Below are 25,100 nucleotides of genomic sequence, written 5' to 3'. Positions count from 1 at the left end.
GCCGTACAGCTGCTTTTGCTGCCATACCGTATGGAGAAATGGAGAATTACATGTACAGTCATTTGAATTTAGATGAGATAGACGTAACGAAAGAGGCCCCGGCCCTGGAGCCGCAGCGCCAGTATTACTTTATCGCAAGGCTGCGCCAGATGACAGAGCAGCAAAGCAGGAGAGAAGGCAGAAAGCTTACGAGCTGCATACGGACATTCGGGTGTCAGATGAATGCGAGGGATTCAGAAAAGCTGAGGGGGATCCTGGAGCTTGCAGGCTATGAGAATACAGACAGTGAGGAAGCGGACTTTGTTCTTTATAATACGTGTACCGTGCGGGAAAACGCGAATCAGAAGGTATATGGGCATCTGGGATACCTTTCCGGTCTGAAAAAGAAAAATCCGCACAAGGTGATCGCGCTTTGCGGCTGTATGATGCAGGAGCCGGAGGTTGTAGAGAAGATTAAGAAAAGCTATCGCTTTGTGAATCTGGTATTTGGAACACACAATATCTATAAATTTGCAGAGCTGCTCGTGACAGCCCTGGAATCCGAGCGCATGGTGGTAGATCTGTGGAAGGATACGGACAAGATCGTAGAAGATCTGCCGGCGCAGCGGACCTATCCGTTTAAATCAGGTGTTAATATTATGTTTGGCTGCAATAATTTCTGCAGCTACTGTATTGTACCGTATGTGCGGGGACGGGAGAGAAGCCGTCGGCCGGAGGATATTATCGCGGAGATTGAGGGACTTGTAAGGGACGGAGTCGTAGAAATCATGCTGCTCGGGCAGAATGTCAATTCTTACGGGAAGAATCTGGATGAGCCGATCACCTTTGCCGAGCTTTTGCGGCGGGTAGAGCGCATTGAGGGACTTGAGCGGATCCGCTTTATGACGTCCCATCCAAAGGATCTGTCGGATGAGCTGATCGAGGTAATGAAACACTCGCAGAAAATCTGCCGGCATCTGCATCTGCCGCTCCAGTCAGGCAGTACGAGGATCTTAAAGCAGATGAACCGCAGATATACGAAGGAACAGTATCTTGCGCTTGCACAGCGGCTGCGCCAGGAGATTCCGGACCTGTCACTGACTACGGATATTATTGTCGGTTTTCCGGGTGAGACGGAAGAAGATTTCCAGGAGACGCTCGACGTGGTGCGCAAAGTGCGTTATGACAGTGCGTTTACATTTATTTATTCCAGACGTACCGGGACTCCGGCGGCAGTGATGGAGGATCAGGTGCCGGAGGATGTGGTAAAGGAGCGCTTCCAGCGTCTGCTTTTACTGGTACAGGAAATTTCCCAGGAAATGTCCAAAAGGGTAGAAGGACAGACACTTCCGGTACTCGTAGAATCGGTAAATGAGCAGGACGGATCGCTTGTGACAGGGCGATTGAGCAACAATCTTCTGGTACATTTTCCGGGAACAAAGGACCTCATCGGAAAGATCCTTCCGGTATATTTAAAGGAATGCAAGGGCTTCTATTATCTGGGAGAGGCCGCAGATTTACAGTAGAACACAGGCAGAAGGAGAGAGCATGGCACAGTTAACACCAATGATGCAGCAGTACATGAAGACAAAGGAGCAGTATGCAGACTGTATTTTGTTTTACCGTCTCGGAGATTTTTATGAGATGTTTTTTGACGATGCGCTGACTGCGTCAAAGGAGCTTGAAATTACTTTGACAGGAAAGGACTGCGGGCAGGAGGAGCGCGCTCCGATGTGCGGCGTGCCGTATCACGCAGTCGATGCGTATCTGAATAAACTCGTTTCGAAAGGATATAAGGTAGCGATCTGTGAGCAGGTGGAGGATCCGAAGCAGGCAAAGGGAATCGTAAAGCGCGAAGTGATCCGCGTCGTTACGCCTGGAACGAATCTGAATGCACAGGCGCTTGATGAAACGCGCAATAACTATCTGATGTGTATTGTCTATCTGATCGACCGGTACGGCGTGTCGATCGCAGATATTACGACAGGAGAATACCTTGTCACAGAGCTTGACAATGAGCGCAGGCTGCTGGACGAGATCATGAAGTTTTCTCCCTCAGAGATCATCTGCAATCACTCTTTTTATGTCAGCGGCGTAGACATTGAGGATATGAAGGACCGGCTTGGCATCTGCGTGTATGCGCTGGATTCGTGGTACTTTGATGATGCGATGTGTGCCAGGGTACTTATGGAGCATTTTGGCGTGTCGGCGCTCGAGGGGCTGGGAATCGCAGATTATGGCAGCGGAGTGATCGCTTCAGGAGCTCTGCTGAAATATCTGATGGAGACTCAGAAAACATCGATCTCTAATCTGACACGTCTGCAGCCGTATTCTATTGGAAAATATATGATCCTGGACAGCTCCACGCGCCGGAACCTGGAGCTTACGGAGACGCTCAGAGAAAAAAATAAAAAGGGATCTCTGCTGTGGGTCCTTGACAAAACAAAGACAGCGATGGGAGCGAGGCTGCTGCGCAGATTTGTGGAGCAGCCGCTGATCGACAAGACAGAGATCCAGAAGCGCCTCGATGCGGTAGGCGAGCTGAAAGAAAATGCGATCACAAGGGAAGAACTCCGGGAGTATTTAAGTCCGGTGTATGATCTGGAACGTCTGATCAGCCGCATCAGCTATCAGAGCGCAAACCCGCGTGATCTTGTGGCGTTTAAGATTTCTCTGTCCATGCTGCCGCATATCAAATATCTGATGAAAAGTCTGGAGTCACCGGCGCTCCAGGAACTGGAGGCGCAGATGGATGAGCTGTCTGATCTGCATCAGCTGATTGAGGAGGCGATCGTAGAGGAGCCTCCGATCGGGATACGCGACGGAGGCATCATCCGGGAGGGGTTCCATGAGGAGGTCGACCGGCTCAGAAATGCCAAGAGTGAGGGAAAGACGTGGCTTGCCCAGCTGGAAGCGCGGGAGCGCGAAAAGACCGGTATCCGAAATATGAAGATCAAGTACAATAAGGTCTTTGGCTACTATCTTGAGGTTACGAATTCCTACAAGGATCAGGTGCCTGAGTATTATACGAGAAAGCAGACGCTTGCGAATGCAGAGCGCTATATTACGCCGGAATTAAAGGAGCTGGAGGATATGATCCTTGGCGCGGAGGATAAGCTTTTTTCTCTGGAATACGGTCTGTACATCGAGATCCGCAACCGGATCGCGCAGGAGATCGTGCGGATCCAGGAGACGGCGAAAGCAGTAGCCGGGATTGATGTGTTTGCTTCTCTGGCGCTTGTGGCGGAGCGGAATAATTATACAAAGCCGTCCCTGAATGAAAAAGGCATCATTGATATCAAAAACGGGCGTCATCCGGTCGTAGAGCAGATGCTTTCCAACGATATGTTCATTGCAAATGACACGTATCTTGACAATGCAAAAAGCCGTGTGTCGATCATCACAGGACCGAATATGGCGGGAAAGTCTACATATATGAGACAGTCTGCGCTGATCGTGCTGATGGCGCAGATCGGAAGCTTTGTTCCGGCGTCAGCTGCGAGGATCGGCCTTGTGGACCGGATCTTTACGCGTGTCGGCGCATCGGACGATCTGGCAAGCGGGCAGAGCACCTTTATGGTCGAGATGACGGAGGTGGCAAATATCCTGCGCAATGCGACGAGAAACAGTCTTCTGATCCTGGATGAGATCGGGCGCGGTACGAGCACCTTTGACGGACTGAGCATTGCCTGGGCTGTTGTAGAGCATATCAGCAATACGAAGCTGCTGGGGGCAAAGACGCTGTTTGCGACACATTACCATGAGCTGACAGAGCTGGAGGGAAAGCTGACCGGTGTCAATAATTACTGCATTGCTGTAAAGGAAAAGGGAGATGATATCGTTTTCCTGCGTAAGATCATAAAGGGCGGAGCGGATAAGAGCTATGGTATCCAGGTGGCAAAGCTTGCAGGCGTGCCGGAGAGCGTGATAGAACGGGCAAAGGAGCTTGCAGAGGAGCTTACAAATGCGGATATCACTGTCCGCGTGCAGGAAACAGGAAATGACGCGCACAGAGCAAAGCGCGGGAGACCGAGAAAATATGATCCGGTGGATCTGGATCAGATGTCGCTGTTTGATACAGTCAGTGATTCCGATGTATTAAGGGAGCTGGAAGAGATCGATGTGTCAAATCTGACGCCGATCGATGCCCTGAATACGATCTATCGTCTTCAGAACAAGCTGAAGAATCGCTGGTGACAGATCAGGCGGCGCAGTATGCAGATGCGGGAGAGGATGGAGGAGAGGCATGAACCAGATTAGTGTGTTGAGTCAGGAGACGATCGACAAGATCGCAGCCGGAGAGGTGGTGGAGCGCCCTGCTTCTATTGTAAAAGAGCTGGTTGAAAACGCAGTTGACGCAGGAGCCAATGCGATCACTGTCGAGATCAAAAACGGGGGGATTTCACTGATCCGCATCACGGATAATGGAAGCGGTATTCCGGGGGAACAGGTGCGGGTGGCATTTTTGCGCCATGCAACGAGCAAGATCCGTACTGTAGAGGATCTGCTTACCTCCGGGACACTGGGGTTTCGCGGCGAGGCGCTCTCCAGTATTGCGGCAGTATGCCAGGTGGAGATGATCTCCAAGACAGCAGGCAGCATCACCGGCATCCGCTACATAATCGAGGGCGGGGCGGAGAAATCGCTCGAAGAGATCGGAGCTCCGGAAGGGACTACATTTCTGGTCCGCAACCTGTTTTACCATACGCCTGCCAGAAAAAAATTTCTGAAATCTGCGGCGACGGAGGCAGGATACGTCAGCGATCTGATCGAGCGTATGGCACTGTCGAATCCGCAGATTTCCTTTAAATTTATCAATAATAATGAGACAAAGCTGCATACCTCTGGAAATTGTAATGTAAAAGATATTATCTACAGCATCTATGGAAGAGAAATCGCCGCGAATGTAGTGAAGATAGAGCCGGAGGAGACGCAGGGGCTGACTGTTTCCGGTTTTATCGGAAAGCCGGTCATCTCACGCGGGAACAGAAATTATGAAAATTATTTTGTGAATGGGCGGTATGTAAAAAGCGCGATCATTGCAAAGGCGATTGAGGATGCGTACAAGCCGTTTCTGATGAACCACAGATATCCGTTTACGGCACTTTCCATACAGATTGATACGCAGCAGGTAGATGTAAATGTTCATCCGACCAAGATGGAGGTGCGCTTTGCAGACCGCAGCGGGGTATATGAGAAGGTATACCAGACTGTGAGGGATGCGCTGGCAGGACGCGAGCTGATCCCGGAGTTCCACATAGATACACCGACAGCTGCACAGCAGGCTTCGGAGAAAAAGAAACAGACAGAAGTATCGGAAAAACCAGAAGCAAAGCGTTATCCGGAGCCATTTGAAAAGATCCGCAGTCAGCTGATCGCGGAGGCGGACAGTCCTTACGAGGTCCGGTATCCGCACCGTTTGGGAGAGCTGCGTACAGTCACAGGAAATGTCGGTCATCCCGCGACACAGGAACGGATCCGGGAAAGCGGCGCCGCGCAACAGCTTGAGCTGTTTGAGGAGAAGCTGTTGGATGAAAAGAGCCGGAAGCGCCACAAGCTGATCGGACAGCTTTTTGATACGTACTGGCTGGTGGAGTTTGAGGAAAAGCTTTTTATCATTGATCAGCACGCGGCGCATGAAAAAGTGCTGTATGAGCGTTTTATGGAAAAACGGAAGAAAAAGCAGCAGACCTCTCAGCAGGTCACTCCCCCGGTCATCATTACCCTGACCTTGCAGGAGGAGGAAAGGCTGAGGCAGCATCTGGATGAGTTTACATCCGTTGGATTTGAAATCTCGCATTTTGGCGGCCGCGATTATGCGATCAGCGCAGTACCGGATAATCTTTACGGAGTCGCAGACAGGACGCTCTTTACAGAAATGCTTGATGGCCTGACGGATCTGTCTGAGAAGGCATCGGCAGAGGCGGTTCTGGAAAAAATCGCTTCTATGTCCTGCAAGGCAGCCGTCAAAGGGAACAGCCGTCTTTCGGTTCAGGAGGCAGACGCGCTGATCGGAGAGCTATTGACGCTTGAAAATCCGTACAACTGTCCGCATGGCAGACCGACGATCATCGCGATGACCAAGTACGAGCTGGAGAAAAAGTTTAAGCGGATTGTTTAGGAAGGGATGAGGAGGATAACAGGATGGAGGAGAACAAAGAGCCGCTCATTATCCTGACGGGGCCAACGGCAGTGGGGAAGACGCGGCTTTCCGTGGAGCTTGCGAAACAGATCGGCGGGGAGATTATTTCAGCCGATTCCATGCAGGTCTATCGGAACATGGACATTGGCTCTGCGAAGGTCACGAAGGAGGAAATGCAGGGCGTAGCGCATTATCTGATCGATGAGCTGGATCCTCAGGAGGAGTTTCATGTCGTAAAATTTCAGGAGTACGCGAAACGGTATATCCGCCGGATCCTCGAGAAAGGCAGGATACCGATTCTGGTCGGAGGTACGGGATTTTATATCCAGTCTGTCTTATATGATATAGATTTTACAGAAAACGGCGGCGATCTCTCCTATCGTGCTTTCCTGCAGACGATCGCGAGGGAGCAGGGAGCGCAGGCTCTCCATGCGATGCTTGCGGTTGTTGACCCGGATTCCGCTGCTTTGATCCATGCAAATAATATCAAGCGGGTGATCCGTGCGCTGGAGTTTTACCATGAAACAGGAGAGCAGATATCAAAGCATAATGAAGCGGAACGCGCAAAGGAATCGCCCTACCAGGCCGCATATTTCGTATTAAATGATGACCGTGCCGCCGTTTATAAGAATATTGACCTGCGTGTGGATCAGATGATAAGTCAGGGACTGGTAGATGAGGTGCGCGCGCTGCAAAAAGCGGGCTGTACACGGCAGATGGTATCGATGCAGGGACTGGGGTATAAGGAAATCCTTGATTATCTTGACGGTGTGTACAGTCTGGATGAGGCTGTGCGCATCCTGAAGCGGGATACGAGGCATTTTGCAAAGCGGCAGCTGACCTGGTTTCGCAGGGAGCGGGATGTGATATGGGTGAATAAGCAGGAATTTGGATACGATCAGGAAAAGATCCTTGGTTATATGACAGATATCCTGAAACAGAAGAAGATCATAAAGGAGAATGGATGATGGAACAGTTATATGAAGCGCTGGGGATCGGCAGACCGGTACTGGATTTTGCAGAGAAGATCCTCGCACAGCTGGAGGAGAGATTCGCAGAGATAGATGAGACGGCTGAATATAATCAGCTCAAGGTGATAAAGGCGATGCAGGATGCGCGCGTCAGTGCGGAGTGCTTCCAGGCAACGAGCGGATACGGTTATAATGATATTGGACGCGAGACCCTGGAAAAGGTCTATGCGCTCACCTTTCATACTGAGGATGCGCTGGTGCGCCCGCAGATCACCTGCGGCACGCATGCGCTTGCCCTTGCTCTGTCTGCAAATCTCCGTCCCGGGGATGAGATGATCTCGATCTCCGGCAAACCATACGATACGCTGGAGGAAGTGATCGGCATCCGTCCCTCCTGCGGTTCTTTGGCAGAGTTTCAGATCACCTATGATCAGGTAGAGCTTTTGCCGGACGGGGGCTTTGATTTTGAGGCGATCCGGCGGGCGATCAAGCCAAATACAAGGCTGGTCGAGATCCAGCGCTCAAAGGGATACCTGACGCGCCCAACTCTTTCGGTACGCCAGATCGCAGAGGCGGTCGCGTTTGTAAAGAGTATCCGTCCGGATATTATCTGTATGGTCGACAACTGCTACGGAGAATTCGTTGAAAAGCTGGAGCCGAGCGATTTTGGCGCAGATATGGTGGTGGGCTCTCTGATCAAGAATCCGGGCGGCGGTCTGGCGCCGATCGGGGGCTATATCGCAGGCACAAAAGAATGTATCGAACGGGCGGCCTACCGCCTGACCTCACCGGGACTGGGAAAAGAGGTAGGGGCGACGCTTGGCGTCATGCAGTCGTTCTATCAGGGCTTTTTCCTTGCGCCCGTTGTCACGGCGGCAGCGCTCAAAGGCGCTGTTTTTGCGGCAAATGTATATGAAAAACTCGGATTTCGGGTAATCCCGGGAGCAGATGAGGAACGCTATGATATTATCCAGGCAGTAGAATTCGGAACGCCGGAGGGTGTGATCGCGTTTTGCGAAGGCATTCAGGCGGCAGCGCCGGTGGACAGCTATGTGACGCCGGAGCCATGGGCAATGCCGGGATATGACAGTGATGTGATCATGGCGGCGGGAGCGTTTGTACAGGGCTCCTCGATCGAGCTGAGTGCGGACGGACCGATCAAGCCGCCGTATGCCGTATATTTTCAGGGCGGTCTTACGTGGCCGCATGCAAAGCTTGGGATCTTAAAATCCCTGCAGAGACTTTATGAAAAGGGACTTGTAAAACTCTAAGACAGATGGGGTATGGGACTATGGCAGAAAGAGGACGTACGCAAAAGCAGATAATCGTTGCAGGAGCCGGGGCTTCCGGTATGATGGCGGCGATCACGGCAGCGCGCGCGGGGGCGGGAGTGACGCTTTTGGAGGCGATGGAGCGCCCGGGCAGAAAGCTCCTTATAACAGGAAATGGCAGGTGCAACCTGACGAACACAGACTGCGGGCTTTCGCGCAGGTATCATGGTAGTGCAGCCGCACTCGCAGCCGGAGTGACACAGCAGTTTGATGCGGCGGATACTCTTGCGTTTTTTGAAGAGCTTGGACTGCTGACGACAGACAGGGAAGGGTATGTGTATCCGTATTCCAGACAGGCTGCCTCGGTGCTGGAGGTACTTCTCGCTGAACTTTACCGCCTTGGTGTAAAAATAAAACTAAATGAAAAGATACAGGAGATCGGGATTTGTTCTGACGGGGAGGGCGCAGAAAAAGAGCCCGGAAAAGCCGGAAGCTGGTTTGTCAGGACCGGCGGCTGGACGTATCGGGCAGATGCGGTGATTCTTGCCTGCGGCTCTGCGGCAGCGCCGGCGACAGGCTCAGACGGAAGCGGCTATGCGCTTGCCAGGATGCTCGGTCATACGGTCATAGAGCCGTCGCCTGCTCTGGTGCCGGTGACCTGCCGGGGAGACTTTTTTGCGGCGCTTGCAGGCGTGCGGTGCAGAGCGCGCGTATCACTGGTCTGCGACGCTGCATCTGCAACGCGCGGCAAAAGGCTGCTTGCCAGCGATACCGGGGAGCTTCAGTGGACAAAATACGGCGTATCGGGTATCGTTATTTTCCAGATCTCACGCTTTATCTCTACCTGTACGCGGATGGAGGACCTGACACTGTATCTGGATCTTCTGCCGGATTTTGAGGAAACCCGTCTGGTCAGACACCTTCTGAACCGTGCCTGCCGTGCAAAAGAGATGCGCATATCCGGACTTTTGGCGGGGATGCTGCATGAAAAGCTGATCCCGGTCATACTAAAGCGCGCAGGGCTTTCTGCAAAGCTGCGTGCCGGATGTCTTACGCAGGAGCAGGCGGGACGGCTGATAGAGGCGGTCAAGCATTTTGAACTCGAGGTGACAGGGACGAAATCATTTGATGTATGCCAGGTCTGTGCAGGGGGCGTAGAGGCATCGGAGCTTGATCCGCGCACACTGGGGTCCAGAAAGCATGAGGGACTCTATTTTGCGGGGGAGCTCATTGATGCAGACGGACCGTGCGGGGGCTACAACCTGCAGTGGGCGTGGTCGAGCGGATATGTGGCGGGCATGGCCGCGGCGCTTGATCTGCGTCATGGATGAACATCTTCTGACAGATACAAGAGCAAAAGGAGAGCGATATGGAGCTTAGGATCAGTGAATTGAAACTGAGACCGGATCATACGCGGGAAGAGTTGGAGCGGGAGATCCGCCATATCCTGCGGATCCGCGGCGCAATGCCGGAATATGAGATTATGCGGCGCTCGGTAGATGCGAGAAAAAAGCCGGATATTTTCTATGTATACACGATAGATGTAAAGGCGGCGGCGCCGGAAGAGGTGCTTCGCCGGTGTAAAAATAAAAAGGTAGCTGCTGTGGAGAAGGAGGAATACCGTTTTCCCTATCAGCCGGATAGCTTTGCCGCACAGCCGGAGAGGAAACGCCCGGTGATCGTCGGCAGCGGTCCGGCTGGTCTTTTCTGTGCGCTGATGCTGGCGCGCGCAGGTCTGCGGCCGATCATTCTGGAGCGCGGCGAAGCGGTAGAACAGCGGATAGAGCGCGTGACCCGTTTCTGGGAGGACGGCGTGCTCGACCCTCAGTCAAATGTACAGTTTGGGGAGGGCGGAGCAGGCACGTTTTCGGATGGAAAGCTGAACACTCTGATCAAGGATCCGGGAGGGAAAATACGGTTTGTTTTAAAGGAGTTTGTACGCGCAGGTGCGGATCCGGCGATCCTGTACGATCATAAACCGCATATCGGAACGGATGTGCTGGTGCAGGTCGTCACCCGGATACGAAAAGAGATCGAGGCAAAGGGAGGCGAGTACCGGTTTGGCTCCTGTCTGACCGGGGTGCGCCGGACGGGGCAGCCAGAAAGGAAGGGACTGCTCCAGACGCATGGCGAAAAGGAGCTTAGGGCAGGCTTTTCACTTGAAATAAATGGAGTCAGGGATGCCCTGCTGTGCGATGTGCTCGTACTTGCGATCGGACACAGTGCAAGAGATACCTTTGAGATGCTTTATCAAAATGGACTTCCGATGGAGGCAAAGGCATTTGCCGTCGGGCTTCGCGTAGAACATGCGCAGGAGACGATCAATGAGGCGATGTATGGAAAAGACTGTCCGTATGATCTGGGAGCAGCGCCGTATAAGGTGACTCATAAATGCGCGGATGGCCGGGGCGTGTATTCCTTTTGCATGTGCCCTGGCGGGTATGTGGTCAACGCATCTTCAGAGGAGGGGCGTACGGCGGTAAATGGAATGAGCTACAGTGACCGTGCGGGCTGCAATGCGAACAGCGCGATCGTTGTGACCGTATCTGCGCAGGACTACGGGGCAGATCATCCGCTTGCAGGGATCGCATTCCAGCGTCAGCTGGAGGAGGAGGCATACCGGTGCGGGCAGGGAAAAATCCCGGTACAAAGGCTGGAGGATTTTCGGAAAAATAAGGCTACCGATCATTTCGGGGCAATCCAACCGAATATGAAAGGGCGCTGTCAGGCTGCAAATCTGCGGGGGATCCTTCCGGAAGCACTCAATGAAGCGATCAGCGAGGGGATCACTGCGTTTGGAAAGAAGATCCGGGGCTTTGACGATCCAGATTCGCTGCTTTCCGGTGTAGAGAGCAGAACCTCGTCTCCCGTGCGTCTTTTGCGCGGCCCGGATGGTCAGTCACAGGCAGCGGGGATCTATCCGTGCGGAGAAGGGGCCGGATACGCAGGAGGGATCACCTCTGCCGCAGTCGACGGGATCCGCACGGCGCAGTGGATATGCCAGAGCTATGCTGCCGCCTGCAGGCAGTAATCTGCAGGCCATAAGCCTGGACGCAGATCTTTGCAGCCTGGCGTATGACTGGACTGTTATGAAAAAATTAATATACCGGGTGTATACTTTACCGTAAAATTGTGGTAGAATATTATAATGATTCCATTTGGGTCAGGGGAAAGAGTATCGGAAGAGCAGGATGAACGATACCGGAAATATTACGAAGGATGATACGAAAAACGGGAAGAAGCAGCTCCGGAAGGGGGATTCCCGGACGATGAAAAGTATACCGAAAGAGGAACGGCCGTATGAAAAGTGCTTAAACTGCGGAGCAGAGCATCTGTCGGATGCAGAGCTGCTCTCTGTGATACTGCGTACGGGTTCGAAAGGGGAATCGGCATTGGAACTGTCAAGAAAGGTGCTCGCCGGATACGGCGGAAAGAACGGACTTCTGGGCATTTATCACATGTCGATTTCTGATTTAACAGGGATACGCGGCGTGGGTACAGTCAAGGCAGCCCAGCTGAAATGTGTGGCAGAGCTTTCCAGGCGCATTGCACGCGCGAGCTGTTCAGACCGGGTAGTTTTTACAAATCCTTCTGATGTGGCGCAGTACTATATGGAGGAGCTGCGTCACTGTGAGCAGGAGACACTGGTGCTTGTGATGCTGAACAGCAAGGGGCGGCTGATCAGGGATAAGGTCGTCTCAAAGGGAACGGTGCGCGCCTCTTTGATCTCCCCCAGGGAGATATTCATCGAAGCGCTTCACCATGGCGCAGTCAGCATCCTGCTGCTGCATAATCATCCAAGCGGTATCCCTGATCCGAGCCGGGAGGATATTCTTCTGACCCTTCGGGTAAAGGAGGCAGGCGCCATGCTTGGTGTTGAGCTGCTGGATCATATCATCATCGGGGATTGTCAGGCTGTCAGTATGCGGGAGCAGGGAATCTGGCAGAATGAGTTAGATTAGGGAGTATACCATGTTATTTCATAAGGTTTGTGGGATCGATCTGGGGACAGATACGATCAAGATAAGAGATAAAAGCGGCAGGCGCTTTTTGTACAGCAGGAATCTGCTTGCTGAAAAAAAGAACGGACAGGTGCTGGCGGTCGGTGATGCAGCGTATGAGATGTTTGAAAAAAATCCGGAAAATATAGATGTCGTCTGGCCGATGGCGGGAGGAGTGATCGCCAATCTGACGGAGATGGAGCTCGTGCTGTCTCATCTTTTAAAAGATTTTGCGGGAGTATTCCATTCAGGCGCATCGCTCTACATTGCCGTGCCGAGTGATATCACGCAGGTAGAAAAACGGGCGTTTTTTCATGTCATGCGCGGCAAGATCGGCGCAGGACGGATCCGGCTTGTCGACAAGGGGATCGCTGATGCGGTCAGCGCAGAGCTTCCGGTGCTCTCCTCACGCGGTCATATGGTCGTAAACATCGGAGCAGATACAACGGAGATCTCGGTGATCTCCTCCGGAAAGGTGATCTTAAGCCAGACAGTAAAGGCAGGCGGCCGCCGTCTGGATGAGGATATCGCGACAATGGTGCGCCGCAAGTTCAATCTGAACATAGGAAGCAGGAGCGCGGAGGCGCTGAAAAATAATCTGGCATTTATGATCAATGGACCGAAGCTGGAGCAGAAGGTCTTTGGGATCCATACGCTGTCAGGGCTGCCAAAATCAGAGCTGATCCCGTCTCTGGCGGTCAGCGTCGCGATCATTGATACCATTGATATGATCGTGGAAAGCATTAAGTCCGTATACAACCGTGTGCCTCCGCAGCTGATGAAGGACATTACCCGCGAGGGGATCTACCTGTCCGGAGGAGTTTCCATGATCCTGAATCTGCCGGACTATATCAGACGCGAAATGGGCATCCCTCTGCATCATATACAGGATCCCAAAAACAGTACGATCCGCGGACTGGTGGAGATTATGAATAATAAAGATTTAAGGCAGTCTACATATACGCTCAATGACCTGACTGCAATGAGATAAGGCGGGAGATTTATGAAAAAGAAGACGAATGACAATCTGAAAAACAAATATCTGCTGATAGGACTGAGTGTTTTCTGCGTACTGCTGATCGTGGTATCCTTTCTCGACGGAAGCATCTTTTCACCGGTCAAGCAGGCGAGCGGCTTTTTGATCACGCCGGTGCAAAAGGGGATCAACGGCTTCGGCACCTGGATGTCAGGGCTTACAGACAATTTCGATGATGCCCAGACGCTGCGCGAGGAAAATAAGGAGCTCAAAGCGAGGGTGGACTCTCTGACCGAGGAAAACAGCCAGCTGATCCAGGATAAGGAGGAGCTGCAGAGGCTCAGGGAGCTTTATAAGCTGGATGAGCAGTATGCAGAATACGACAAGGTGGGGGCAAGGATCATTGCAAAGGAGTCCGGGAACTGGTTCCAGCTCTTTACCATCGACAAAGGCTCTGATGACGGGATCAAGCCTGATATGAACGTCATTTCAGACGGGGGACTGGTCGGTATCGTGACGGAGACCGGTCCAAACTGGTCGACGGTCCGCTCGATCATTGATGACAACAGCAATGTCAGCGCAATGGTATCAACCACCTCGGACCAGTGTATCATTGCAGGAGATTTAAGACTTATCGATGAGGGCTCCCTGAATCTTGTCAAGCTGACAGACGCGGACAATAAGGTCCATGTCGGCGACAAGGTCGTGACCTCCTACATAAGTGAAAAGTTCCTGCCGGGTATCCTGATCGGATATATCAGTGAGCTGAACAATGATGCAAACAATCTGACGAAGTCGGGCTATATTACTCCGGTAGTGGATTTCCGGCATCTGCAGGAAGTCCTGGTCATTTTAGAGTTGAAGGAGACTGTGGAATGAGGCGCAAAATAACGATGGCTGTACTGATACTGGTCAGCATTATCCTTCAGTCGACGGTATGCCAGATGATCGCGATCGCTTCGATCAAGCCGAACCTGCTGATCATCCTGACGGTATCGTTCGGCCTGATGCGCGGCCGCCGTGACGGCATGCTCACCGGATTTTTCTGCGGCCTTCTGACCGATATATTTTTTGAGAGCGTGCTTGGCTTTAACGCATTTATCTATATGTGGGTCGGCTATTTCAGCGGTTATTTTTACCGCATTTTTTATGATGATGACATTAAGACGCCGCTTCTGCTGATTTCTGTCAGCGATGTGGCGTATGGCGTGGTCCAGTACGGGTTCCGCTTTCTGCTGCGCGGCAGGATCGACTTTTTTTATTATCTCGGACGGGTGATCCTTCCGGAGATGTTTTATACACTGATCCTGACGATCCTGTGCTACAGGATCCTTTATGCAGTAAATCGTAAATTGAGCTTATCCGATAAAGGAGTGGACAATTTTGTTTGATGAAATGAAAAAAAGCTTTAAAAAAGCAGTAAATTCCCGGGTGCTCATTGTGGTGATCGTGATAGTCCTTATGGCGGCGATCCTGGTACAGCGTCTGTTCCAGCTTCAGATCGTGCAGGGAGAGAATTATCAGAATAATTTTTCTTTGTCCATTATGAAAGAACGTACGCTGAAAAGCTCCCGTGGAAATATATATGACAGGAACGGGACTCCGATCGCGTACAATGAACTTTCAAACTGCGTCACCTTTGAAGATAATGGGACGTACTCGGATACAGAAGAGAAAAATCTCTCTGTCAACAGTACGCTTTATCATGTGATCAAGCTGATCGAAGAGCAGGGCGATCACATTGTGGATGATTTCAGGATCACACTGAACGAGGACGGCGCTTATGAATACACCGCATCCGGATTTGCGCTCAACCGTTTCAAGGCAGATATTTTCGGCGAGGCTTATATTGATAAGCTGAGTAAAAAACAGCTGGAGATGTCTGCACCGGATCTCGTTGAACTGCTTTGCAGCGATGATTATTATGGGATCCTTGGAGAATCTGTCACAAAGGAGCAAAAAGAGGAGTACGGTCTTCCGGAGTCCTACACGGATGAGGAGATCCTGCAGCTTGTTTCTCTGCGCGCATCGATCGCGGCGTACAGCTTTCAGCGTTATCAGACGGTGACGATCGCAAAGGACGTCAGTGATGAGACGGTAGCGAGGATACTGGAGAATATTGCGGACTTCCCGGGGATCGACATTTCAGAGGAGTACCGCAGAGTATATGCGGACGCAGAATACCTGGCGCCGCTGATCGGCTACACGGGGCAGGTTTCTGCGGAAGAGCTGGAAGAGCTCAAAAAAGAGGACAGCAACTATATCGCAACGGATATTGTGGGAAAGACGGGTCTTGAAAAGGAGCTTGAGACAACCCTCCAGGGGGATAAGGGATCAGAGCTGATCTACGTGGACAGTCTTGGGCGGACCGTTGATGTAGAATCGAGGGTGGAGCCTCAGGCAGGGAACGATGTGCATCTGACGATCGATATGAACCTGCAGCGTGTGGTTTACAACATCCTGGAGCAGTATATCGCAGGTATTGTTTATGCAAATATCATTGACGCAAGAGAGTTTGATACAGAAAACAATACTTCTGCAGACTACGTAAGGATCCCTATTTATGATATCTACTACGCGCTTTTCGAAAACAATGTTTTGAGTGTGAGCCACCTGAAGCAGGAGGATGCGACGCCAAATGAGCAGAAGGTCTATAATGCGTTTCTCGTAAAGGCGGCGGAGATCTTCGGTGTAATCAAGGATGAGCTTCTTTCGGAGGATCCTGCCACGTACACAGAGCTGAAGGATAAATACGAGCTTGGAGAACAGTATCAGGTATACATGTCCTATATCGTAAATGATATGCTGATGAAGGGGACAGGCATCTTAAACGAATCGGCGATCGACAAGACAGATCCGGTGTATCTTGCCTGGACAGAGGAGGAGAGCATCAGTCTGAAGGAGTTCCTCCTGCACGCGATCTCAAAAAACTGGATCGATGTCACGAAGATCGCAGAGGATGCAAAGTATATGAGCAATGACGAGCTGTTTTCTGCTCTTGCTGATTACATTGCCGCGTATCTGTCTGAGGATGACAACTTCTGTAAGCAGGTGTACCGGTATATGCTGCAGGAGGACCGTTTAAGCGGCGCGGATATCTGTCTGCTGCTGTTTGATCAGGGCGTACTGGAGATGAATACGCAGGACTATGAAAATCTCTCAAATGGAACGCTCGGGGGAACTGATTTTATCAAAGCAAAAATAAAGAATCTGGAGATCACACCGGCGCAGCTTGCGGTAACGCCGTGTTCGGGATCTGTCGTACTGACGGACCCGAACAGCGGAGACGTGCTCGCCTGTGTAACGTATCCGGGATATGACAATAACCGGCTTGCGAATGAGATGGATACCGAGTATTTCAACAAGCTGAATATGGACAAGTCCTCTCCATTTTACAGCCGCGCAACACAGGAGGCGATCGCACCGGGATCTACGTTTAAGATCGTTTCTGCCGCTGCCGGTGTGATGGAGGGCGTGGTCAACATCGGAGAGGGGATCAACTGTACCGGTAAATTTGATCTTGTCGCTCAGCCGATCAACTGCTGGAATAAGTACGGACATGGCACCCTGTCTTTGCAGGAAGCGATCGCGGAATCCTGCAACTATTTCTTCAACACCATTGGATACAGGCTTGGCAGCATAAATGGAGAGTATGACGATGCCACAGGCATTGAGACGCTTACGAAGTATGCGTCCATGTTCGGTCTGAATGAGAAATCAGGAGTAGAGGTGCCGGAGTCAGCGCCGAATATTTCGCAGATGGATGCTGTGCGTACCGCAATGGGACAGGCAGAGAATGCTTTTACAACGACTCAGCTTGCGCGCTACGTCAATACGATCGCGAATACGGGGACCTGCTACGATCTGACCCTGGTGGATGCGATCACGGACTCCACAGGAAGTGTTCTGGAGGAGCACGAGGCGAAGGTGCGCAACACCGTAGAGCTGACACAGGAGCTCTGGAATACGATCCACGCCGGAATGCGCGGCGTAGTACAGAATCATTCTGCATTCCAGAATTTTACCGGCGTATCGGTTGCAGGTAAGACCGGTACGGCACAGGTCAGCACAGACGTACCGAACCACGGAGTATTCATCGGCTATGCGCCTTACGAAGAGCCGGAGGTCAGTATTGCAGTACGTATTGCCAACGGATATACTTCCGCGAATGCGGCTTTGGTCGCGCGCGATGTCATATCATACTATTTTGGACTTCAGTCAGAGGAAGAGCTTGTCACAGGACAGGCATCCGAGGCATCTTCCAGTCTGGCGGTAAATGACTAACAGGAAAAGAGGAAGAGGACATGGGACGCAGCGCAGTCATTATAAAGAGCAATCCATACGGACTGGTTCTGAATCTTGACCCGGAGCTGCCCTTTGAAGAGCTGCGGCTGGCAGTTGCGGATAAGTTCCGGCGGTCTGCAGGATTTTTTAAGAATGCGACGCTGGCGCTTACCTTCCGGGGCAGAGTCCTTACAAAAGAGCAGGAGCAGCAGCTTCTGGAAGAAATTGTACAGAATTCTGGGATTTATGTGATCTGTATTGTAGATGAAGACCAGGAAACGGCAGAATACTACAAAAAAGCAGTCACGCATGCAGCCCAAAAGCAAAAAGAGGAGGACGGGCAGTTTTACCGCGGGACGCTGCGGTCAGGTCAGATACTGGAGACAGAATCCAGTATCGTGATCATCGGGGATGTCAACCCCGGCGCCCAGGTGATTTCAAAAGGAAACATTGTGGTCCTGGGCTGCTGCATGGGAAATATCTATGCCGGGGCATCCGGAAACGCAGGCTGTTTTGCCGCAGCGCTCACGATGAAGCCCATGCAGGTGCGCATCGCAGATAAAATGGCAAGGAGCGCGATCATAAAAAAAACGGATACCGGCGATTATCCGATCGATCCCAGAATCATTTTTATTAAAGACGGACATTTGCAGATCAAACCGATCTCAACAGAGACACTCGGCGAGTATCTGGCATAACAGGGAATCCTCCGTATTTCCTATACCGGTAAGGCACAAAGGATAAGTCAGGACAGGAAGGCAGATATGAGAATTGGAGGAAAGAAATATGAGCGAAGTTATTGTAGTCACATCAGGAAAGGGCGGTGTCGGGAAAACAACCTCTACCGCAAATATCGGGGCAGCGCTTGCGCGCCTCAATAAAAAAGTCGTACTGGTCGATACAGACATCGGGCTTCGGAATCTGGATGTCGTAATGGGGCTTGAAAACCGTATTATTTATAATCTGGTTGATGTGATCGAGGGAAACTGCAGGATCAAGCAGGCACTGATCCGGGATAAGCATTATCCGAACCTGTATCTGCTTCCGTCGGCGCAGACGAGGGATAAGAGCGCTGTCACACCGGAGCAGATGATCAAGCTTGTGGACGGACTTTCCCAGATTTTTGACTTTATCCTGCTGGATTGTCCGGCAGGGATCGAACAGGGCTTTCGCAATGCAGTCGCTCCTGCGTCAAGAGCAGTCGTCGTGACGACACCGGAGGTATCCGCGATCCGTGATGCGGACCGCATCATCGGTCTTCTGGAAGCGGGCGGCATAAAAAAACCGGATCTTATCGTCAATCGTCTGCGGGGAGATATGGTGCGCAGAGGAGAGATGATGTCAGCGCAGGATGTGGTAGATATCCTGGCAGTCAATCTGCTGGGAGTCATACCGGATGAAGAGAGCGTGGTGATCGCTACCAATCATGGAGAGCCGGTAGTAGGCAGCGACTCGCAGGCAGGCTGTGCGTATCTGAACATTGCGCGCCGGATCCTGGGTGAGACGGTGCCTCTGATCGATCTGGAGCAGGGCACTTCCTTATTTCACAGGGTAGCGTCTATTTTCAAAAAGAAATAAGGAGGCTGTGAGGTGGCGCATCGAAAGAATTGTCTGAATACATCGGGGAAGATCGCCAAAGCAAGAGCAAAGCTTCTGGTTGCTTCTGACCGGTTATCCTGCAATCAGGATGAATTCTGCCAGATGAAAAAAGAAGTTCTGGAAATTCTTTCAAAGTACCTGAATCTCGAAAAAGATGTTTTTGAAATACGAATGGATATAGTCTGCACAGCCAGACAAGGAGTACAGGATGTTAAGACAATACAAATTAAGTGATTACCGATTTCGTCTGATCATATGGGTCGTAGCTCTGGCCACACTCGGAATACTGATCATCGGAAGTGCGAACAATGATTTTCAGTTCAAGCAGACAATGGGACTGATCTCAGGTGTGATCATCATGGTGATCGTTTCCCTGTTTGATTATACATGGATCCTTAATTTTTACTGGATCATCTATGTCGTAGCGGCAGGATTGCTTGTGGCAGTTCTGTTAGTCGGTGTAGAAGTAAATGGAGCACAGCGCTGGATCAACATAGGCTTTCAGTTTCAGCCGTCTGATATTGTAAAAATCATGCTGATCCTTTTCTTTGCAAAGTTTTTTGAAGTACATGAGGAGCGGATCAACAAGCTGAAAACGATTCTGTTTTCGGTTGTCCTGGCAGGTATTTTACTTGTGCTGATCCTGAAGGAGCCGGATCTTTCAACGACCATCGTGACAGCGCTTGTGTTCTGCGTGATCATTTTTATGGCAGGGCTCAGTTATAAGATTGTGGCAGGTATTCTGATCGTGTGCATACCGGTGGCAGTCATTTTTATGAGTATTATCATACAGCCGTCTCCGGATGGTCCGCAGAATTACCAGCTTACTCGAATCTATGCATGGCTGTGGCCGGAGGAATATCCGCAGGATGCTTACCAGCAGCAAAACTCCATCAGCGCAGTCGGATCCGGACAGCTCTATGGAAAAGGACTGAATAATGATGATGTGGCGTCTGTAAAGAATGGTAATTTTATTCCGGAGCCGCAGACAGACTTTATTTTTGCTGTGGCAGGAGAGGAGCTGGGATTTATTGGCTGCTGCATTATTATACTGCTGGAGTTTTTGATCGCACTGGAATGTCTTCTGATCGGAAGGAGGGCGAAGGTACTCTCCGGGACACTGGTCGCGACGGGGATGGCAGCGCTGATATTTTTCCAGAGTTTTGTTAATATTTCGGTGGCAACAGGACTGTTGCCAAATACGGGTATCACGCTGCCGTTCGTCAGCTACGGGCTTTCCTCCCTTTGGAGCTTTTGCATAGGGATCGGTCTGGTGCTTAATGTAGGACTGCAGACAAGAAAATACTAAGGGGGTACGATTATGAATGTAGCATTTATTGCGCACGACGCAAAGAAAAAACTGATGCAGAACCTGTGTATCGCTTACCGGAGCATCCTTCTGCGCCATAATCTGTATGCGACCGGGACGACAGGAAGACTGATCGAAGAAGCGACGGGACTGAATGTCCACAAGCTGCTTGCCGGACATATCGGAGGAGAGGAGCAGATAGGAAGTCTGATCGAACAGAATCAGATCGACCTTATGATCTTTTTCCGTGATCCGCAGGAGCGGCGGATGAACCAGCCGGATATCAACAAGGCGATCCGTCTGTGCGATATACACAATGTTCCGATCGCGACAAATATCGCTTCTGCAGAAATGCTTTTGAAATCATTAGAAAGAGGAGACCTTGAGTGGCGTGAGATGTACAGATAGACAAGAGGGACGTTCGGCGTATACACAGCGTGAATGGGCGCGGATCCAGGAGCGGGAGCGCCGGGAGATACAGAGAAACCGAAGGCTTGCGGCAGCGGCGGCGGCGCTTATCCTGCTGGTTGCTGTCATGGGATTTGCGGTATATTATTTTGTAGTGCGGTCACACGACTATACGCTGACACAGACCTATGATCAGTCTGACCCTGTATTTGGAGTCGGCACTACTGTTGCAGGCGGGAATACGGCGCAGCCCTTTGCGGGAGAGCTGTGTGTGGCAGACGGTGATGTCAATACAGAGCGTGCAGCGCTGGCTTCCTATGCAGCGGGACTTTTTGATGTGGAAGGCCAGCGGACGGTGTATGCAAAGGATATTTTTTCCAGACGTTCCCCGGCAAGTATTACGAAGGTCATGACAGCGCTCGTGACGCTCAAATACGGAAATCTCGATGATGTCGTCACAGTCACTCCGATTGTCAGGGACATTGAGTATGGCTCATCTGTCTGTGATATAAAAGAAGGAGATGTGCTTTCCCTGCGTCAGCTTTTATATGGAATGATGATCGCATCTGGAAATGACGCATCCATGATGATCGCAGAGCATGTCGGCGGCTCCGTTGACAATTTTGTCGCCATGATGAATGAGGAGGCGCGCGCGATCGGCGCGACAGGGACTCATTTTACGAATCCGCACGGACTGACGGACCCGGATCATTACACGACCGTTTATGATATTTATCTGATGATGAATGAAGCGCTCAAATACGATATTTTTCAGGATATTATCAGCAGAAAGAACTACTATGCAGAATATACAAGGACAGATGGTTCAGCCGTAGCTGTGACCTGGGAGTCGACAAACCACTATCTGCTGGGCAGCGCACAGGCGCCGGAGCAGGTTGTAGTATATGGCGGTAAGACAGGGACAACAGATGATGCGGGAGCGTGTCTGACGCTTCTTGCAAAGGACCTGTATGGCAATCCGTATATATCCGTGATCCTCCATTCAGAGACAAAGGATACGCTATATACAGAAATGACAGAGCTTTTATCACTGATTGACGCATGATTTGTGACTTTTGTGTGTAAATAGTATAAAAAATTTATTTTAGTGTTGTAATTTCTGTGTAAATATACTATAATTGCAATATGAATATATATCCGCTACTAAAGGAGGAGATCACCATGATACAGTTAATTTTAGGCGAAAAAGGAAAAGGCAAGACGAAGATTTTACTGGATAAGGTAAATTCCGAAGTTAAGGAAGCTCATGGAAGCATCGTTTATCTTGATAAGAGCACAAAGCATATGTACGAACTGAACAATAAGGTTCGCCTCATCGATGTCTCATCTTTCGAGCTTCAGTCAACAGACGAATTTACCGGTTTCATCTATGGTATTCTTTCTCAGGATCATGACCTTGAGCAGATGTACCTCGACAGTTTTCTCAAAATATCCCAGGTAAGTGAAGCAGATCTGAATGGACTGTTAGATAAGCTGGCACAGATCGGCGAGAAGTTCCAGGTTACATTTGTGATCAGCATATCCGTAGCTCCGGGCGTGGTTGATGGCAGATTTAAAGAAAATATTATTGCGGAATTATAAAATACATCGTTACATAGAAAACATAAAGTGTAATACAAAACGCCTGTTTTGCAGAAGTCTGCAGCAGGCGTTTTGTTGTCGTACGCTTTTCAGTCTCTCCCCATAGCAGTTACTCTTCCGTACAGACTGAGAAGATACACGCCGGACAGTCCGACCAGAGTATAAATGATCCGGGAGATCCATGTCATATTTCCAAATATGAGGTTGACAAGATCAAGCTTGAAGATACCGATCAGTCCCCAGTTGACTGCTCCGATGATCACAAGTGTAAGTGCCGTATAGTCAATTCCCTTGCTCATACAGTTCCCTCCTTTTTGAATTATCGTTAGCTTTCCCATAAAAACGGTTTTTATTCAAAACTTTTGTTCAAAACAATGGTTGTATCATAACTCTTAACATGGTAAAATAACGGGTAAGAGTTTTTTTGTAATAGAAAAAACTTGTTCTGTTGTTTTGGGAGGAAGCTTACTTGGGCAGACGCGCGGGAAAAAATAAGATAACAAAATATAGAAGACATTCTTTCTTTAATATAGGTACGCTGTTATTTGGCACAATTTTTATTTATATGATAATTTCCCTGTTTATGTATCTGACAGAGACGCATGTCACCGCTTATGAAGTGATGAAGGGAGCGATCACGGGAAATTACAGATACCATGCGCTGGCACTTCGCACAGAGGAGATCGTGACTGCCACTCAGTCGGGCAGCGTGCGGTATTTTGAGCGGGAAGGGAGCAGAACACCTGCGGGCAATGCAGTCTGCGCAGTCAATGAGAGCGGTTCCAAGGAGACTGCTGCGATCACAGATTTCAGTCTGGAAGCAGAGGACGCAAAACGGATCCAGGATATTATCTCGAATTTTACGATCAATTATTCAGGAAGTGCATTCCAGACAGCATATGATCTGAAGGCGAGCGTAGAGGGACGTATCGCCGAAGCGATCGAAGAGAACTCGTCTGATTATGTCAGTGTACACAATCAGTGCTTTGCGCCGGAATCCGGGTTTGTCCTTTACAGTATTGACGGATTTGAGGATGTCACAGAGGATCAGCTTACGCAGGATATGTTTTCACAGTCCGGGTACAATCCGGACAATCTGCGCAGCCGAGCGAAGGTAAAGGCAGGAGAGCCGCTTTTTAAGCTTGTCACAAAGGAGGCATGGGCGGTCTATTTTCCGGTCGATGAGAAGCTTCTGACGGAGCTTGCAGATATGGAAAAGATCCGGTTCCGTTTCCTTAAGGACAATGAAACCTTTACCGCGCCGTTTTCGGTCATCCAAAACGGAGACGAGGTGTTTGGAAAAATCTCTCTCAACAGCTCTCTGGTGCGCTACGTAGATGACCGTTTTCTTGAGATCGAGCTTCTCCTGAATAAAAAGGAAGGACTGAAGATCCCATCGTCAGCGATCGTAGAACGGACATTTTATAAAATACCGGAGGAGTATGTGATCAAAAATGAGGATACCGATCAGGAAGTTGTGCTGAAGGTGGAGCATTTTGGCGAGGATGGGGCGTCATCTGTAAAATACGTGACAGCAAATGTATATCAGTATCAGGAGGGCTATTATCTGATCGACCGGAATGTGCTCTCGGAAGGAGACTACATCCAGCTCGAGGATTCTGCGAAACGGATGCAGGTACAGGAAAAGGATCTTGTGACACTGCACGGCGTCTATAATATCAACAAAGGCTATGCCGTTTTCCGGGAGATTACCGTTATTGACGAAAATGAGGAATACTGTATCGTTGAGAGCAATAATACATACAGCCTTTCAGCTTATGATTTTATTGTTCTTGATGCAGCGCAGGTGACAGAGGATCAGATTGTGTATTAGCGCAGGGAAAGGAGTATTTTGTATGATAAAAGAAAATCTTGCAGATGTAGAGCGTCGGATCTGTGCAGCGTGTGAGCGCAGCGGACGAAGCCGCAGCGAGGTAGAGCTGATCGCAGTGAGTAAGACAAAGCCGGTGGAGATGATCCGCGAGGCGTATGACTGGGGGATCCGTACTTTTGGGGAAAACCGTCCTCAGGAGATCAGGGATAAATATCCGCAGCTTCCCGGAGATATCAGATGGCATATGATCGGGCATCTGCAGAGAAACAAGATCAAGTATATCATTGACCGGGTATGTATGATACATTCGGTAGATTCTCTGCGTCTTGCACAGGCTGTTGACGAGGAGGCGCGCAGGCATGATGTGGTGATGCCGGTGCTTGTTGAGGTTAATGTAGCAGGAGAAGCGTCAAAAGACGGGGTAGCGCCGGAAGAGGCGGAGATGCTGATCCGGCAGATCAGTACGCTTGCAAATATACGGGTACAGGGATTGATGACGATTGCTCCGTTTACGGAGAAACCAGAAGAAAACAGAGTGTATTTCCAAAGATTAAGGAAATTATCTGTTGACATAAAAGCAAAAAACATTGATAATGTGAATATGTGTGATCTCAGCATGGGGATGACCGGGGACTACGAGGTGGCAGTAGAAGAAGGCGCCACGATGATTCGCGTCGGGACCGGGATCTTCGGTGAGAGAGACTACAACCATTAAAAAGATGGG

22 protein-coding genes are annotated in these 25,100 nt (G+C 50.4%); 21 read left to right on the top strand and 1 reads right to left on the bottom strand.

What is annotated here, in order from left to right; genetic code table 11:
• The first annotated feature begins 50 nt into the window (after nucleotides 1–50).
• The 19 genes from miaB to QOX44_RS00915 all read left to right on the top strand — a co-directional run bounded on the left by miaB (nucleotide 51) and on the right by QOX44_RS00915 (nucleotide 22,542).
• Entirely contained in the window at nucleotides 51–1,505 is a 1,455-nt protein-coding gene (miaB, locus tag QOX44_RS01005; RefSeq protein WP_283680784.1) for a tRNA (N6-isopentenyl adenosine(37)-C2)-methylthiotransferase MiaB, read from the top strand.
• A gap of 22 nt (nucleotides 1,506–1,527) precedes the next feature.
• Nucleotides 1,528–4,176 carry a DNA mismatch repair protein MutS gene (gene mutS, locus QOX44_RS01000; RefSeq protein WP_331488276.1) on the top strand — a complete coding sequence of 883 codons (2,649 nt, stop codon included), beginning with the start codon at nucleotides 1,528–1,530 and terminating at the stop codon, nucleotides 4,174–4,176.
• 49 nt (nucleotides 4,177–4,225) lie between these two features.
• Nucleotides 4,226–6,100 (top strand): DNA mismatch repair endonuclease MutL, encoded by a 1,875-nt coding sequence (gene mutL / locus QOX44_RS00995; RefSeq protein ID WP_283680783.1) that lies wholly within the window; start codon nucleotides 4,226–4,228, stop codon nucleotides 6,098–6,100.
• A gap of 23 nt (nucleotides 6,101–6,123) precedes the next feature.
• A complete protein-coding gene (gene miaA / locus QOX44_RS00990; RefSeq protein WP_283680782.1) occupies nucleotides 6,124–7,089 on the top strand; it encodes a tRNA (adenosine(37)-N6)-dimethylallyltransferase MiaA in 966 nt (321 codons plus the stop codon).
• Nucleotides 7,086–8,363, top strand: coding sequence for a methionine gamma-lyase family protein (locus tag QOX44_RS00985; RefSeq protein WP_283680781.1), 1,278 nt, complete (start codon nucleotides 7,086–7,088; stop codon nucleotides 8,361–8,363). Before miaA ends, QOX44_RS00985 begins: the two co-directional genes overlap by 4 nt.
• Before the next feature lie 20 nt (nucleotides 8,364–8,383).
• Nucleotides 8,384–9,694: an NAD(P)/FAD-dependent oxidoreductase gene (locus QOX44_RS00980; RefSeq protein ID WP_283680780.1), complete on the top strand. Its 1,311-nt coding sequence runs from the start codon at nucleotides 8,384–8,386 to the stop codon at nucleotides 9,692–9,694.
• Between the two features lie 38 nt (nucleotides 9,695–9,732).
• Complete coding sequence (locus QOX44_RS00975; protein WP_283680779.1) at nucleotides 9,733–11,394, top strand: NAD(P)/FAD-dependent oxidoreductase; 1,662 nt, start codon at nucleotides 9,733–9,735, stop codon at nucleotides 11,392–11,394.
• 160 nt (nucleotides 11,395–11,554) lie between these two features.
• A complete protein-coding gene (gene radC / locus QOX44_RS00970; RefSeq protein WP_331488275.1) occupies nucleotides 11,555–12,325 on the top strand; it encodes a RadC family protein in 771 nt (256 codons plus the stop codon).
• A 10-nt stretch (nucleotides 12,326–12,335) separates the two neighbouring features.
• Nucleotides 12,336–13,355 carry a rod shape-determining protein gene (locus QOX44_RS00965; protein ID WP_283680778.1) on the top strand — a complete coding sequence of 340 codons (1,020 nt, stop codon included), beginning with the start codon at nucleotides 12,336–12,338 and terminating at the stop codon, nucleotides 13,353–13,355.
• A 12-nt stretch (nucleotides 13,356–13,367) separates the two neighbouring features.
• On the top strand, nucleotides 13,368–14,219 hold the full coding sequence (gene mreC / locus QOX44_RS00960; RefSeq protein WP_283680777.1) for a rod shape-determining protein MreC: 852 nt from the start codon (nucleotides 13,368–13,370) through the stop codon (nucleotides 14,217–14,219).
• Nucleotides 14,216–14,731 carry a rod shape-determining protein MreD gene (gene mreD / locus QOX44_RS00955; RefSeq protein WP_283680776.1) on the top strand — a complete coding sequence of 172 codons (516 nt, stop codon included), beginning with the start codon at nucleotides 14,216–14,218 and terminating at the stop codon, nucleotides 14,729–14,731. Before mreC ends, mreD begins: the two co-directional genes overlap by 4 nt.
• Nucleotides 14,724–17,624 carry a penicillin-binding transpeptidase domain-containing protein gene (locus tag QOX44_RS00950; protein WP_283680775.1) on the top strand — a complete coding sequence of 967 codons (2,901 nt, stop codon included), beginning with the start codon at nucleotides 14,724–14,726 and terminating at the stop codon, nucleotides 17,622–17,624. The genes mreD and QOX44_RS00950 overlap by 8 nt, the downstream gene beginning before the upstream one ends.
• A gap of 20 nt (nucleotides 17,625–17,644) precedes the next feature.
• Nucleotides 17,645–18,322, top strand: coding sequence for a septum site-determining protein MinC (locus QOX44_RS00945; RefSeq protein WP_283680773.1), 678 nt, complete (start codon nucleotides 17,645–17,647; stop codon nucleotides 18,320–18,322).
• A gap of 88 nt (nucleotides 18,323–18,410) precedes the next feature.
• Nucleotides 18,411–19,202: a septum site-determining protein MinD gene (minD, locus tag QOX44_RS00940; protein ID WP_283680772.1), complete on the top strand. Its 792-nt coding sequence runs from the start codon at nucleotides 18,411–18,413 to the stop codon at nucleotides 19,200–19,202.
• 12 nt (nucleotides 19,203–19,214) lie between these two features.
• Entirely contained in the window at nucleotides 19,215–19,457 is a 243-nt protein-coding gene (locus tag QOX44_RS00935) for a cell division topological specificity factor MinE (protein WP_283680771.1), read from the top strand.
• Nucleotides 19,432–20,532 (top strand): FtsW/RodA/SpoVE family cell cycle protein, encoded by a 1,101-nt coding sequence (locus QOX44_RS00930; protein WP_283680770.1) that lies wholly within the window; start codon nucleotides 19,432–19,434, stop codon nucleotides 20,530–20,532. Before QOX44_RS00935 ends, QOX44_RS00930 begins: the two co-directional genes overlap by 26 nt.
• A gap of 12 nt (nucleotides 20,533–20,544) precedes the next feature.
• Nucleotides 20,545–20,940, top strand: coding sequence for a methylglyoxal synthase (locus tag QOX44_RS00925; protein WP_283680769.1), 396 nt, complete (start codon nucleotides 20,545–20,547; stop codon nucleotides 20,938–20,940).
• On the top strand, nucleotides 20,924–22,006 hold the full coding sequence (locus QOX44_RS00920; RefSeq protein WP_283680768.1) for a D-alanyl-D-alanine carboxypeptidase family protein: 1,083 nt from the start codon (nucleotides 20,924–20,926) through the stop codon (nucleotides 22,004–22,006). Before QOX44_RS00925 ends, QOX44_RS00920 begins: the two co-directional genes overlap by 17 nt.
• A 116-nt stretch (nucleotides 22,007–22,122) precedes the next feature.
• A complete protein-coding gene (locus QOX44_RS00915; RefSeq protein WP_283680767.1) occupies nucleotides 22,123–22,542 on the top strand; it encodes a twitching motility protein PilT in 420 nt (139 codons plus the stop codon).
• Nucleotides 22,543–22,631: 89 nt separating this feature from the next.
• Here the strand turns inward: QOX44_RS00915 and QOX44_RS00910 are convergent, their stop codons facing one another.
• Entirely contained in the window at nucleotides 22,632–22,841 is a 210-nt protein-coding gene (locus tag QOX44_RS00910) for a DUF378 domain-containing protein (RefSeq protein WP_283680766.1), read from the bottom strand.
• 170 nt (nucleotides 22,842–23,011) lie between these two features.
• Between QOX44_RS00910 and QOX44_RS00905 the strand changes: the two genes are divergently transcribed.
• Complete coding sequence (locus QOX44_RS00905; RefSeq protein WP_283680765.1) at nucleotides 23,012–24,376, top strand: HlyD family efflux transporter periplasmic adaptor subunit; 1,365 nt, start codon at nucleotides 23,012–23,014, stop codon at nucleotides 24,374–24,376.
• Between the two features lie 22 nt (nucleotides 24,377–24,398).
• Nucleotides 24,399–25,091 carry a YggS family pyridoxal phosphate-dependent enzyme gene (locus tag QOX44_RS00900; RefSeq protein WP_283680764.1) on the top strand — a complete coding sequence of 231 codons (693 nt, stop codon included), beginning with the start codon at nucleotides 24,399–24,401 and terminating at the stop codon, nucleotides 25,089–25,091.
• Nucleotides 25,092–25,100 lie beyond the last annotated feature (9 nt).

The sequence above is a fragment of the Parablautia sp. Marseille-Q6255 genome, from assembly GCF_951230155.1.
In the GTDB taxonomy this organism is placed as follows: Bacteria; Bacillota; Clostridia; order Lachnospirales; family Lachnospiraceae; genus Choladousia.
The sequence above is the reverse complement of the archived record's forward strand: the minus strand, read 5'-3'. Positions and strand labels throughout refer to the sequence as shown.

Bases quoted from the DNA above. Each gene is read 5' to 3' on its own strand.
- miaB (WP_283680784.1), top strand. From the start codon at position 51: ATGTACAGTCATTTGAATTTAGATGAGATAGACGTAACGAAAGAGGCC.
- mutS (WP_331488276.1), top strand. From the start codon at position 1,528: ATGGCACAGTTAACACCAATGATGCAGCAGTACATGAAGACAAAGGAG.
- mutL (WP_283680783.1), top strand. From the start codon at position 4,226: ATGAACCAGATTAGTGTGTTGAGTCAGGAGACGATCGACAAGATCGCA.
- miaA (WP_283680782.1), top strand. From the start codon at position 6,124: ATGGAGGAGAACAAAGAGCCGCTCATTATCCTGACGGGGCCAACGGCA.
- QOX44_RS00985 (WP_283680781.1), top strand. From the start codon at position 7,086: ATGATGGAACAGTTATATGAAGCGCTGGGGATCGGCAGACCGGTACTG.
- QOX44_RS00980 (WP_283680780.1), top strand. From the start codon at position 8,384: ATGGCAGAAAGAGGACGTACGCAAAAGCAGATAATCGTTGCAGGAGCC.
- QOX44_RS00975 (WP_283680779.1), top strand. From the start codon at position 9,733: ATGGAGCTTAGGATCAGTGAATTGAAACTGAGACCGGATCATACGCGG.
- radC (WP_331488275.1), top strand. From the start codon at position 11,555: ATGAACGATACCGGAAATATTACGAAGGATGATACGAAAAACGGGAAG.
- QOX44_RS00965 (WP_283680778.1), top strand. From the start codon at position 12,336: ATGTTATTTCATAAGGTTTGTGGGATCGATCTGGGGACAGATACGATC.
- mreC (WP_283680777.1), top strand. From the start codon at position 13,368: ATGAAAAAGAAGACGAATGACAATCTGAAAAACAAATATCTGCTGATA.
- mreD (WP_283680776.1), top strand. From the start codon at position 14,216: ATGAGGCGCAAAATAACGATGGCTGTACTGATACTGGTCAGCATTATC.
- QOX44_RS00945 (WP_283680773.1), top strand. From the start codon at position 17,645: ATGGGACGCAGCGCAGTCATTATAAAGAGCAATCCATACGGACTGGTT.
- minD (WP_283680772.1), top strand. From the start codon at position 18,411: ATGAGCGAAGTTATTGTAGTCACATCAGGAAAGGGCGGTGTCGGGAAA.
- QOX44_RS00930 (WP_283680770.1), top strand. From the start codon at position 19,432: ATGTTAAGACAATACAAATTAAGTGATTACCGATTTCGTCTGATCATA.
- QOX44_RS00925 (WP_283680769.1), top strand. From the start codon at position 20,545: ATGAATGTAGCATTTATTGCGCACGACGCAAAGAAAAAACTGATGCAG.
- QOX44_RS00915 (WP_283680767.1), top strand. From the start codon at position 22,123: ATGATACAGTTAATTTTAGGCGAAAAAGGAAAAGGCAAGACGAAGATT.
- QOX44_RS00910 (WP_283680766.1), bottom strand. From the start codon at position 22,841: ATGAGCAAGGGAATTGACTATACGGCACTTACACTTGTGATCATCGGA.
- QOX44_RS00900 (WP_283680764.1), top strand. From the start codon at position 24,399: ATGATAAAAGAAAATCTTGCAGATGTAGAGCGTCGGATCTGTGCAGCG.